The following is an 11588-nucleotide window of genomic DNA, read 5'->3' on the forward strand; positions in this document are numbered from 1 at the left end:
GGGCATGCCCGGCTGCGGGCCGGTGGGTTGCGGGCCTGGGGTCTGCGAGCCGCGCTTGCGCAAAAGCAGGAAGCCGCCCACCGCCAGGACGGCGACGACCACGATGCCGCCGACCAGCAGCAGCATGCCCGAGCCCGAGCTGTCGTCGTTGTCCTTGGCCTTGGGTGCCGTGGCCCCGGAACCGCCGGGTGATTTGGCGGCCGCCTTGTCGAGCCGCTCGTAGACGGGGTTGGGCGCGTTCGCGCCGACCTTCTGCTTGAGCGCGCGGGGGATGCTGATGACGCCGTAGCCGAGTTGGTCGTCCCTGCCGGGAGTACCGAAGTCCTTGGCGGTGTTGGTGATGCGCTGCACGACCTGGCGCGCCGGCATCTGCGGGTACCGGCTGCGCACCAGCGCGACGGCACCGGCCGCCAGGGCGGACGCCTGGCTCGTCCCCTCTCCGGCGTCGTAGGCGTGCCCCTCCTTGTTGATCCAGCCGACGCCCGCGCCCGGCGCGCCGACCGTGACATAGTTCTGGCGCTGCGTCGAAGCCCACGGCTTGCCGTTCTGCGCCAGGGCTCCGACGGCGAGCACGCCGGGGCAGGAGCCGGGGTAGTTGGGCTTGTTGTCCACGTCGCCGGTGTTGCCGGCGGAGGCGACGAGCACGACGTTGTTGTCGGCCGCGTACTTGACGGCCTCCAGCAGTTCGGGAGGGCACTGGTTCGGATACAGGTTGGCGCCCAGACTGCTCTGGGACATGTTGACGACCTTGGCGCCATGGTCCACCGCGAAACGGATCGCCTTGGCCGTGGTCGGGCCCGTCACCGCCGGAGAGGTCACCGGGAGGATCTTCGCCTCGGGAGCGATCCCCACGAAACCGGTCTTGGTGCCCTGGGAGGCGATCAGGCTGGCCATGCCGGTGCCGTGGCCGTTGTCGTGGGTGTCGAAGTCCTCCCGGCCGTCACCGCCCTTGCCCGTGACGTCACCACCGGGGACGACCGCGGGCCCCATGTCGGGGAGCCGGGCGTTGACGCCGGTGTCCAGGACGGCGACGGTCACGCCCTTGCCCTTGGTGATCGGCCACACGTCCTGCTGGATACCCCAGGAGTCGAACCACCACTGGTTCGGCCCGGGACCGGGCGTGGCATGCGCGGCGGCCGCCGGGGCCATGGCCAACCCGACCATCCCCAGGCCGCCGGCACCGGCCACCCTGACCTTGGTTGTCGCATCATCATCACAGCGCACCCGCAGAGTCGACGCGACGCCGCGCGATGAGGGGGTGCCAGCACGCGCGCTGAGGCACTGCGCAGCGACCACCGGGCCGCCTGGTTCAGCCGCGCCACGCCGAAAAGCCATCAGATCCGCAAGCGCGACAACAGCGACCACGGTGGTGACGGCGAGGACCCGGCCGCGCGCCCCCGAACTGGTTGAGACCGCGCGGCCAAATGGTAAGGCTGGCAGCAACAGCCCAGCCTTACCCGCCTGAGAAGACGACCGTCCTCGCTGCTCAGAAGATGAGTAGCCGCACATTCTTGCAGGACCTCCGTCAGCACGCCCGACGAAACCATGTTCCGCCATTACCGCAAGCCAGATTCGGGTGTTCAGCAGTATAGGAGATGAACTGTCACCAAACCTGTCAGCGGCGGCACCTCATCCAAACTCCCGAGAAGGGGAGGCTGTCGGCAATCCGGACTGCAGGAAGCTGAGGTGCCGATGCCGACCATGTCACGGGGCCATTGCGGGCAAGCGCAAACCCGGTGGACTCTCGGCGCAGTCCCATAAGAGGCTACTGTCTGGTGAATCGACGGAAGATTCAGTGACCGACCACCCAAACCGCTGTAATGGATGAGGGAAGTGCGCAACAGATGAAGGGACTACAACAAGTGGCGGCCGCGGCCACGCTGGCTGCCGTTCTCGCCCCGTGACCGCCGCCCAGGCGGCACCCAGCATCCCGCGGGACGAGTGGTGGTTCGATTCCTGGGGCATCAAGACTGATGTGTGGCCGGTGACCAAGGGCAAGGGCGTGACCGTCGCCGTCATCGACACCGGGGTCAACGCGTCGCTGCCCGACATGGCCGGCGCCGTCCTGCCCGGTACCGCCATCGGCGGCTCCGGCGGCGACGGCCGGCGGGACAAGGACAGGTACGAGGGCCACGGCACCGCGATGGCCAGCTTGATCGCCTCCCGCGGCACCAAGTCGGGCTTCATGGGGATCGCGCCGGAGGCGAAGATCCTCCCGATCTACTCACCGGGGGTGGCCCCAGAAAACACCTCGCAAGCGATCAGGTACGGCGCCGACCACGGCGCGAAGGTCGTCAGCCTGTCGCAGGGATCGGCCTCCGGCGCCCTGTTCCCCAACAACTGCCCGCCCAAGCTGCTGGAGGCCGTCAAGTACGCCGAGTCCAAGGACGTCGTCGTGGTCGCCGCGGCCGGTAACGAGGGCGGCAGCACCAACGGGGTGACCTATCCCGCCTCCTGCCCGGGCGTGCTCGCGGTCGGCGCCGTGGACCACCAGGGCAAGCCCTGGGCGCAGACCCAGCGCCAGGACTATGTGACGGTCGCCGCGCCCGGTGCCGGTGTCGGCGGCATCGGCAAGACCGGGCACGTGTACAACACCGGTGAGGGCACCAGCCAGGCCACCGCGCTGACGGCCGGAGCCATCGCGCTGGTGCGCAGCAAGTACCCGGACATGAAGGCACGCCAGGTCGTCCAGCTGATCACCAACACCGCCAAGGACTTCGGCCGGCCGGGCAAGGACGACCAACTCGGCTACGGCGTGGTCAGCATCCCCCGCGCGCTCAAGCAGAACGTGCCCACCGGCGCTCCCAACCCCGTCTACGAGCGGCTCGACAAGGCCCTGGCCGGTAAGAAGGGCGCCGGCGCCTCCGCCGGTGAGCCCGCCTCCCAGAGTCAGAACGACTCCGGCTCCGGCTCCGGCGGCGTGCTGCTCATCATCGGCGGCGTCGTGGTGGTCCTGGTCCTGGTGGGCGGCGGCCTCGTCCTGCTCCGGCGCCGCAAGCCGCCCGCTCCACCCGCCGCGCCGTGACCGCCGCAAAACTAACCTGCTCACCTGGACACCGCCCCGGCGTACCACGGGCGGTGTCCGGGGTGTCGGGGGCCTGGGGTGTCGCACATGGATTGCCCACGATCTGCCGTTGGGTATGTGGGGTCGAAGACCTGTGTCGATGCTTTTCGGGTGCTGTTGTCTCCGTCAGCCCTCATGAAGCAGGCGAGGGTCGTCGTTTACGATGCGCTCACGAAGGCGATCGAGATCATGTCCGAGTGAAGTTGGCGGCAGACGTTCAAACATCTTTACCGCGTCCTCGTAGGCGAGTAGCGCTTCGCCTCGCCGGCCAGCTCGGTAGAGGCTGAGGATGCGCAGGTGATGCAGACGGGTATTGGTCTGTTGAGTCTGGATGAGTCCGTGGATCTCGTCGGCCAGGTCGGCGATGTGGTGGCCGAGTGCGAGCCGCACCTCGATGTAGGCTTCGCTGGCTTGCCGTCGCTGCGAGAGAAGGTTCTCGCGGTTCTTCAGCATGATGGGCGTCTTGGGGAAGTCTCCGAGCGAAACGCCGGCCTCGTCGGAGCTCCAAAGGAGCAGAGCCCGGGAGTAGCTGCTGGCCGCGGTGTGCAGATCGCCGGCATCGCGGGCCTGCCGCCCGAGCGTGAACGCGGCCCGGAAGAGCTCTACATCGACCTCATCGCCAGCGCGTCGGTCCAGGTGGTAACGCGTCGTACCGTCCCTGCCCAGCGTGCTGATCAGCCGGTCGCGCGGGATCAGTCGGCGTGCGTCGTAGATGAGGCTCGTCAGATTCGAGGTGAGGTTCCGGGAGTCTGCATCCCTCCATATCAGGGGCTTCAACTGCCGAGCCGACAGTGCCCAGTCCTGGTACGCCAGGACGCAGACCAGGCTACGGACGAGATGCTGTCGCCTCCTGGTTTCAGGGAGCACGTCTCGGCCTAGATCATCCTTGATCGTGGCGCTCTCGCCGAGAATCGAGAAACGCATGCTTCCTCCCCCCTTTATTGACATCGTCAGTGACGATAGGGGTCGTCGTGTCACAAGTACTGTCACTTATTGAGGTGAATCCTATGTTGATTATTTTCCGTTCAGGCTTTGGTGTTGTTGAGGCCTGCCTTAGAAGGTCCGTGATGATGGATCACGTGCAGTCGGTGTGCTGAAAGACCTGCCGGTACGGGGTCGGGTACTGAAGCGCTGACGATGCTCAGCGCGAGGGTTCTCGATGAGGTACTCGCCTGCGATGGCGGTCGGCCCTACCATCACGGCCATGACCGTCTCGCCTGTGCCGGTGAGCGGAGGTGCTCATCGTCTGAAAAGAAAAACAAAAATGGTCGTTTCCGCTGACACTGCCGGTGACTGGGTGCTCCCTACGATCATCACAACAACCGACGAACCGAAGGGCTGTTGTGAACGGCACCGATGACTCCGCCCTCCAAGCGGCAGGCACCACAGCACAAAGAGTTCGGCTCGATGAGCATGACCAGAACTCGATACTGCAGATGGCCGACTACCTTTCCTCGCGGCACATCGCACAGGTGCTCCGGGACGTGCTGCCCGCCGCCGCTCCTTCCGGACTGGTGGCCGCGTTCTGTGAGCTGTGCGAACTGGACCATGGAGCCGTGCTGGCGCTTTCTTCCACGCCCGCGGCGATCACCGAGTTCCTGCGCGGCCAGGGCATGGCCCCCGCTGAACCGATTCCCAGCGTCGTGGTGCAGAACCGGCTGATCAAGCGGTACCGGCTGCCGCCCGACCAGCTGAGGATGAGCATCGTTCATGCTCGGATCCCGCGGCCCTCTTCGGTCTGCGGGATCGAGGTCTTCCTCGCCGACTCCCCGCCGCCGCTCCCGGTGATCGAAGGCGAACGCCACGATCGGCACGAAACCCACATCGCGGTGCGCTTCACCGGCGCCGGCCGGGAGGGGTTGGAGCGGCTCTGGCGGCTGCTGGCCACCTGCCCAGGCGGGCTCAAGGCAGACGGAGGGGGCTACAACCCCGCGCACGGGGAGGCCGGATGCACCGTGATGTACTTTCGCGCGCCCGGCCGCACACCCCAGAACTGGCCCCGGCGGCTGGAGATCATCGCCGCCGGGCGGCACGACGCAATCCTGCGCCATCACCAGACCTGCACCCAGGCATGGGACGCCGAGGACACCGGCTCGCCGGAAGCCGCCGCGGCGGCGGCGTCCCCGCGCACCGATCACGGTGACCACGACGACGAGAACGACGAGAACGACGACGGCGAGACCGAGGACGCCGATGACCCGCAGGGACGGCACCTGCTGCGGCTGCTCACCGGCGCGTGGACCACGCAGGCGCTCAAGACGATGGCCGCCCTGAGCATCGCCGACCACCTGCAGGCCGGCCCGCTCACCCACACCGACCTCGCGCGGCGAACCGGCACCGACCCCGACCGGCTGTACCGCCTCCTGCGCTTCCTGGCCCACCCGTGGATCCAGGTGCTGACCGTCACAGACGGCAGGTTCCAGCTGACCGACCTGGGTCGCAGGCTCGCACGGACCAGCACCGGATCCATGCGCAATCTCGCGATCCTGTACGGCGACCTGTTCTACCGCAGCTTCGGAGCACTGCAAGAAGCGGTCAGTGAAGGATCCGACCCCTTCGAAGTCGTGTACGGCCAACGCCCGTTCGACTATCTCGCCAGCCACCCCCGCCAAGGGGAGATCTTCCACCAGGCCATGGCCGAGGGGTCGATCTTCCTCGCCCAGATCCCCAAAGCCGTCGACCTCTCGCACGCCCGCTCCATCGCAGACATCGGCGGCGGAAATGGTGAGCTGATCGCTCACGTCCTCGACGCCCACCCCGACCTGCATGCGGCGATCCTCGACCGGCCAGAGGTGATCGGCGCGGCACGGGCGCACCTCGCGCAACGCGGCCATGCCGGAGGCTGCCATCTGATCCCGGGATCATTCACCAGCGACGCCGACGTGCCGGCAGGAATGGACGTCTACGTCCTTGCCCGCGTCCTGCATGACTCGGACAACGACCAATGCCGGAAGATCCTGGACGCTGTCCGCCGGGCCGCACCCGATGACAGCACACTGCTGATCGTCGAGCGGCTCCTGCCCGACGACCCCGGCCGGGCTTCGCTCGCCTCGCTGTGGGATCTGAACATGATGGTCAACAACACCGGCGGCCGTGAACGCACGCAGGAGCAGTACCGCCAGCTCCTGCAGGACGCCGGCTACCTGCTGCTGGAGACGCGTCAGCTCGCCCTCGACATGTCAATCATGATCGCCTGCCCCGCCGTCGCCGATCCCAGCAGTACCTCGTCGCTGCCGGCGGGCTTCATGAAGTACCTGCGCTAGCGCCCCCGGACGGTGCCCCCGGCGAACTCCTGCGCTGCGGAGCCACCGCCGCAGACGCTGATCGCAACGATCGGCCTTTCCGGGTGAGAGAGGTGACGACACCAAGCGCAGCGGGCCGATCCGGGTCAGCCGGTGGACTGGTCGACGACCCGGATGGGTGTAGTTCCTTTGGAGGGAGATCGACATCGCTGTGAACAGGTAGGCCGCTCAACACTGCTCCGTCGGACGCTGGTGGTTGCTCCCGGCAAACCTGCAGGTGGGAGACCTAGCGGGAGTCCCTCCAAAGGAACTGCGCCCATATCCGATGACCCTCCAGTTCGTCGCCGAGGGGGGCGCCTCTCGTTGGATGACGCCGCGGGACCCCTCCCGCGTCGGAGAGTTATCATCCTGGTATGTCCCGCTGGAGCCCGCGCAGTGGTGTAGCCGCAGTCCTGCTTGTGCCGTGCGGGTGGAGGCTGAAGCCGTTGGTGGCCGTGCTGGCTGTGGGGGTCGCCGGTGGATGCTCGGGCGGCGATTCGAAGGACGACCCGGGGAGGAAGACGGGACCGCCGCAGGAGATCACGATGGGGTCGGTGGTCGGTACCGTCCCGAGCGCGCCGCTACTGCACTGGAAGGGCTCTTGGAAGGCGGCTGACCAGACGTTGACGTTGGATCTTCGCGCCATGGGCGACGGCGATGCCGTCGGAACGGTCGCCAATGGCGGTGGCGCCGCGCAGGTCGTCGTCGTCGACCGGGAGAATGTGCTACTCAAAGGCGGCCGGGGCTACTGGCGGCACAGGGTCGACCGCTCCGCCACCGCTCGGTTCGCGGACCGGTGGATCGACGCTAACGGCGCGGTAGGGGGCGCCGGGCCAGGTGATCTGGCGCCGCGTGTGCTGGGGCAGGCGCTGCGCGAGCTGGGTAGTGCCCTGCACTCCCCGCCCGCCGAGCCGAGCGGGTCTCCGCGCGCGGTTCCCTCGGGTGTGCCGTCCGGCGCCCTCCGCTTCGAGGTGGGCAGCTCGGCCATGTCCCCCAGCGAGCACACATTCTGGGTCTCACCGACGTCCCCGCGCCAGCTCGTCGGCTATACGGGCACGCGATTCCCCGGAAAGCTCTTCGGGCCACCAGACGAGGAATCCACGCGGGACGTGACGCTGACCGTCCGGGCCGGCGACGCATCGGAGGCCAAGGCCGCGTACATGCAGATGGCCGACCATGTACAGACGGCGCCCAAGACGCTCGATCTGGACGCCAACGATCTGGACGACTTCAAGGTCAGCACGGACATCGCCCGGGACACTTGCCGGAGCGGGGCCTGTCGCGTCGAGGTCGCCGGAGGCGACGATGTAGAGGGGCGGAAGCCGACCATACGGGCGGTGGTCCGGGTCACGCTCTACGGCGACGGGGGCGAAGGCTCGAAGGAGGCCGGCACCTGCACCATCCGGATGCCTACCGCCGCGCCGGGCAAGACGGTAAAGGACTCCTGCACCATCACCGATGCAAGGATCCAGAGGATCTGGGATTCCGCAGAGAAACTTTGCACGCTGCGGTCCCCAACCTGTCTCAAACACACCCAGTGGTCCGCAGACGCCATTGTCACGAGCATCAGGGAGCAGCGGTCTCTCAACCCGGCTCAACTGGCAGCCAAGCTGAGGGAACGCGCGAACGGCGTCTAAGAACTCCTAACCAAGTGCTCGCCGGAGGCGCCGCCAGCAGGTGACGGCGGCGGGGTGATCTAGGTGGCCCGCGTCGAATGGTTCTCGTGGTCTGGGAGAAGGAGTTCGCGCTGGAGGGTGGTGGTCAGCCATTGCTGGTAGTGGTCGGGTGTCCAGCGGCGTTCGTGGACCAGCAGCAGGTAGGTCTGCATGTTGTTGAGAGTGAACAGGATGTCGGTGGCCTGGGTGACGGTCAGCTCCGGGTGTAGCTGTCCGCGGCGGTGCAGGTCTTCGATGATCGAGTGCTGGTTGGCGTAGAACTCCCGGCTCATCTGTGCTTGCAGTTCGGCGGCGGTGTCGTCGGCGGCGGCGGCCGCGGTGATGATGCGGGCGAGTGCGGCGGTGCGTTGCTTGATCATGGCGGAGTTGGCGGCCACCTGGCGGAGCTTGGCGGCCGGGTCGTCGGCTTGGAGGGCGGCGCGCATCCAGGGCCGGTCGGCGACGGGCGCCTGGTCGTCGGTGCCGCCGGCCAGGGTGCGGTGCCACAGGCCCAGGAGCAGGTCGATTTTGGTGCCGAAGGCCAGCTTCACGGTGGCCAGTGAGACTCCGGCCTGTTCGGCGACGTCTTTGAGCCGGGTGCGGACGTATCCGTGCGCGCTGAACTGCTGCTCGGCGGCGTCCAGGATCGCCGCCCGGGTCTGCTGCGCCTGCCGCTGCCGCAGTGGCGACTCATAGCCGCGGCGTGAGCCGGGCGGGGACGGCGAGCCGCGGCCGGGATCGGCCGTGGGCCGAGGGCGTCGGGGGTTGACAGAGGACGGCACATTGGAACACTATCAAGCTATTCACTAGCCAATGGAGCTAGTGAAAATACCTCGGGGTTAGCGAACGAGGCCCGCAGACCGGATCCGTCGCCCACGGGTCCGAGGCGCACGGCCGAAAGGGGAAAGAACGTGAAAACAAAGAAGATCGTCACGCTGTCAGTAGCTCTAGGGCTGATGCTCGGGGGGCTGACGGCCACCACCGCGGTCGGCTCGGCGGCCGCCGAGCCGAAGCCGGCCGCCCCCGCCCCGGCGACGCCGGGACCACAGCACAAGGACGCCCGGACGTTCGAACTCAAGAACGCCAGGAAGCTGGGCCCCGGCCCGACGGAGGGCTACACCTTCTGCGCCAGAGACGTCTCCGACGGGACCTACTTCCGCATCACCGGCTCCTCGATCATCGCGGGACAGCCCGCCGTCGCCTCCGCCACCGAGGCGAATCCGGACGACAACTTCAGGGAGTTCATGGGGGACTCGCACGTCTACTCCGAGAACGTCAGCGTCCTCAGCGGCGAGATCCGCTCCCGGATCCACACCGGATGGGGCGCCCCGATCGGCGCCTGCCTTCACCTCATCCTTTAAGAAGATGGCGTCAACGGTCCGCACGTGGACCAGCGCCCACCGCATCGCGCCCACGGCGCTTGGCACCGACGAGGACGGCGCCACCATGTACCTGGTGACTGCTGGGAACGAGCACGCCGACGTGATCGGCCACTGCTGACCGGTACACCGTTCGGAAGGGCCCGCACCCCAGGGTGCGGGCCCTTCGCGGTCTAAGGGGCGCTGACCGTGCACGGTGGGTCAGGATCGTCTTACCCATGCCTCCGCGGTAGGCGCTCGTCCGGCGAAGGGCGTCACCCTGCGAGACGACCTGGGCCCCCGCTGCTCGGTGGAGGCGGACCCTGAGGTCCACCCGGGGTCGGTGGCTGTGGCCGGTAGGTCGGCGTCGGAGGCTGGTAACCCGGCCCAGGTGGCTGCATCGGCCGGCCCGAGAACGGCGGCTGAGGCGCGACGCCGAAGCCACCCAAGGGTTGGGCGGGCTTTCCGGCGACCATTGCGACGCGCACACCGGCGACCGTCCCGGCCACCGCGGGTGCCAGCAGGTCCCAGGGGCTGAAGCCCGGATCCAGCACCGTGAGGATGAAGTCGATGTCGAAGGACGTGCCGTAGGTGACGGCGTCGAGGATGACACCGCACCGGACGCCGATGTTGAGCGCGACGTACCCGGCGATCACCGCGGTGATCGGGGCCGCGGGCCCGCGCGGGCGGGTCGGCATGAGAAAGACCGCCGTGATGAAGCCGATGATGGCGCACGCCAGCGCGTAGTAGGCGGTCGAGTCCCGGATCCCCTCGTCGAGCATCGAGGACGGGTGGAAGCGGATGAACATCAGGATCGCGCCCACGACCGTGGCGACCGCGCCGCCGACGAGCACGAGCGCGATGGTCCCGACAACGGTCGCAGGGCGAGGCTGGGACATCGGGCCATTAAAGCGACGATCGTCCGGTTGTGCAGGTCGTCCAGGTCACCGGCCATGCCACCACCAGATCACGCTCAGAAGACGGCGCGCACGTGGCGGGTCGGGCGGCTCCAGTACGTCGCGCACAAGGACGCCGAGTCCGAGCGGCTGCACCCGCGCGGCCGCACCTCACGCGCCGGGTCCACCTCGGGACGTCGAACATGTCCCCTCTCTGCGCTGCCCTGCCTGCCGCTCGCTTCTGAAGCACCCACGTCTTGAATCTAGGTATCACCACTCCAACTCGTCATCGACTGAGACGATCTGCCACTTCCGGACGCTCCGCTCTGCCTGGGCATCCCATGGCCGCTCATGAAGGCGCCAGACGGGCAGGCATACCGAGTTCGATGATGCCGGATGTGCTCTGCTGAAGCATGTGCTGGGTTTGTGCACGTTTGGCTCGGAGGAAGGTAAGGGTGAGGTCGAGCCCCTCGATTTCACCCCTCCAGCCTTCTTGTTCGGCGCGTTGTCGACGGGCCATAATGTCTTCTTCAAGCTCGTCGAGTCGGGGCACCATCTTGGGATTGATCGACAGCATCGGGCAGCGAATGCAAGCGAGTTCGTGCTGGCAGGGCGTGTCATAGGGGCGTCCGCAGGAGCCGAGTTCGACACGGCGTTTATCGAAATGCTCGTTGAATTCGTTCCACTCCTCGACGTCCGGTTCGCGATACTCCTCGACGCCCACCGACAAACGGTGCCGGTTCTCACAGGCATAGCCATGCCGGCCGACCTTGCCGCGCACCAGCGGCACCGCCTCGATCAACGGCATCGGGTGTAGCTCTGGCTGAGCGGGTCTCTGAGCTGGGCAGTTGCTGTCGGGGCTGTTTGATCGCGAGGCCGACTTCTACCGTGAGTGCAGGCGTTGGAGGCGGTGGCGGCGATGGGCTCGTTGCTGGAGGAGCTGGCGCGGCGTGAGGCGGCGGTCCGGCAGCGGATCGAGGAGATCCGCGAGCAGATCGCTGGTCTGGAGTCGCGGCTGGAGACCGAGGAAGACCTGCTGTCCCGGCTGGTGATCACCCGCCAGATGGTGGAAGAGATTCTCGGCGAGACGGCCCATCTGGTCGAAGAGCCGGTCGGCGAGACCGAGACCAGGGAGGCGCCTGCTGGTCCTGGTGATGCGGCGGGAACGCAGGCGGTGCCGCGTGGGGTGGTGACGGTGCCGCCGTGGCTGCCCGCCCATCTCGCGCGCCACCTGATCGGTCACCGCGAACAGCCCCGGCCCGTCCTCACGCACCCAGCCGCGCTCGACCAGCCGCTTGAGCTTGGACCGCAGCCCCTCCCGTTTGGCCGCCTCA

Annotated in this window: 11 protein-coding genes; 6 read left to right on the forward strand and 5 right to left on the reverse strand. The window is 67.6% G+C overall.

Annotated features, from left to right (window positions below; translation table 11 throughout):
• A partial coding sequence (locus E1298_RS36350) for a S8 family serine peptidase (RefSeq protein ID WP_165975844.1) occupies positions 1-1188 on the reverse strand: 1188 nt, incomplete at its 3' end.
• Positions 1189-1900: 712 nt separating this feature from the next.
• On the opposite strand from E1298_RS36350, the gene E1298_RS36355 reads away from it, so the two are divergent.
• Positions 1901-3025, forward strand: a complete 1125-nt coding sequence (locus tag E1298_RS36355; RefSeq protein WP_131901520.1) for a S8 family serine peptidase — start codon at positions 1901-1903, stop codon at positions 3023-3025.
• Between the two features lie 165 nt (positions 3026-3190).
• On the opposite strand, the gene E1298_RS36360 is transcribed toward E1298_RS36355, so the two are convergent.
• Complete coding sequence (locus E1298_RS36360; protein WP_165975845.1) at positions 3191-3988, reverse strand: AfsR/SARP family transcriptional regulator; 798 nt, start codon at positions 3986-3988, stop codon at positions 3191-3193.
• A 512-nt stretch (positions 3989-4500) separates the two neighbouring features.
• Here E1298_RS36360 and E1298_RS36365 point away from each other — a divergent pair.
• The gene (locus E1298_RS36365; RefSeq protein WP_131901524.1) at positions 4501-6327 is read left to right on the forward strand and encodes a methyltransferase; all 1827 of its coding nucleotides are present in this window, start codon (positions 4501-4503) and stop codon (positions 6325-6327) included.
• A 464-nt stretch (positions 6328-6791) separates the two neighbouring features.
• Positions 6792-7982 carry a hypothetical protein gene (locus tag E1298_RS36370; RefSeq protein WP_131901526.1) on the forward strand — a complete coding sequence of 397 codons (1191 nt, stop codon included), beginning with the start codon at positions 6792-6794 and terminating at the stop codon, positions 7980-7982.
• Between the two features lie 59 nt (positions 7983-8041).
• Here the strand turns inward: E1298_RS36370 and E1298_RS36375 are convergent, their stop codons facing one another.
• Entirely contained in the window at positions 8042-8782 is a 741-nt protein-coding gene (locus tag E1298_RS36375; RefSeq protein ID WP_131901528.1) for a TetR/AcrR family transcriptional regulator, read from the reverse strand.
• Between the two features lie 129 nt (positions 8783-8911).
• On the opposite strand from E1298_RS36375, the gene E1298_RS36380 reads away from it, so the two are divergent.
• Complete coding sequence (locus tag E1298_RS36380; protein WP_131901530.1) at positions 8912-9361, forward strand: hypothetical protein; 450 nt, start codon at positions 8912-8914, stop codon at positions 9359-9361.
• Positions 9362-9365: 4 nt separating this feature from the next.
• Positions 9366-9500: a hypothetical protein gene (locus tag E1298_RS51350; protein ID WP_279499408.1), complete on the forward strand. Its 135-nt coding sequence runs from the start codon at positions 9366-9368 to the stop codon at positions 9498-9500.
• A gap of 133 nt (positions 9501-9633) precedes the next feature.
• Here E1298_RS51350 and E1298_RS36385 read toward each other — a convergent pair whose 3' ends face one another.
• Complete coding sequence (locus tag E1298_RS36385) at positions 9634-10257, reverse strand: hypothetical protein (protein WP_131901532.1); 624 nt, start codon at positions 10255-10257, stop codon at positions 9634-9636.
• 346 nt (positions 10258-10603) lie between these two features.
• On the reverse strand, positions 10604-11062 hold the full coding sequence (locus E1298_RS50780) for a hypothetical protein (RefSeq protein ID WP_243726027.1): 459 nt from the start codon (positions 11060-11062) through the stop codon (positions 10604-10606).
• 84 nt (positions 11063-11146) lie between these two features.
• Here E1298_RS50780 and E1298_RS48725 point away from each other — a divergent pair.
• Positions 11147-11588, forward strand: a 442-nt coding sequence (locus tag E1298_RS48725) for a hypothetical protein (RefSeq protein ID WP_207945052.1), incomplete at its 3' end; no start/stop codon positions are given.

It is taken from the genome of Actinomadura rubrisoli (genome assembly GCF_004349215.1).
Classification (GTDB): Bacteria; Actinomycetota; Actinomycetes; order Streptosporangiales; family Streptosporangiaceae; genus Spirillospora; species Spirillospora rubrisoli.

Coding starts and splice junctions, on each gene's coding strand:
- E1298_RS36385 (WP_131901532.1), bottom strand. CDS start 10,257: ATGTCCCAGCCTCGCCCTGCGACCGTTGTCGGGACCATCGCGCTCGTG.
- E1298_RS36360 (WP_165975845.1), bottom strand. CDS start 3,988: ATGCGTTTCTCGATTCTCGGCGAGAGCGCCACGATCAAGGATGATCTA.
- E1298_RS36365 (WP_131901524.1), top strand. CDS start 4,501: ATGGCCGACTACCTTTCCTCGCGGCACATCGCACAGGTGCTCCGGGAC.
- E1298_RS51350 (WP_279499408.1), top strand. CDS start 9,366: ATGGCGTCAACGGTCCGCACGTGGACCAGCGCCCACCGCATCGCGCCC.
- E1298_RS50780 (WP_243726027.1), bottom strand. CDS start 11,062: ATGCCGTTGATCGAGGCGGTGCCGCTGGTGCGCGGCAAGGTCGGCCGG.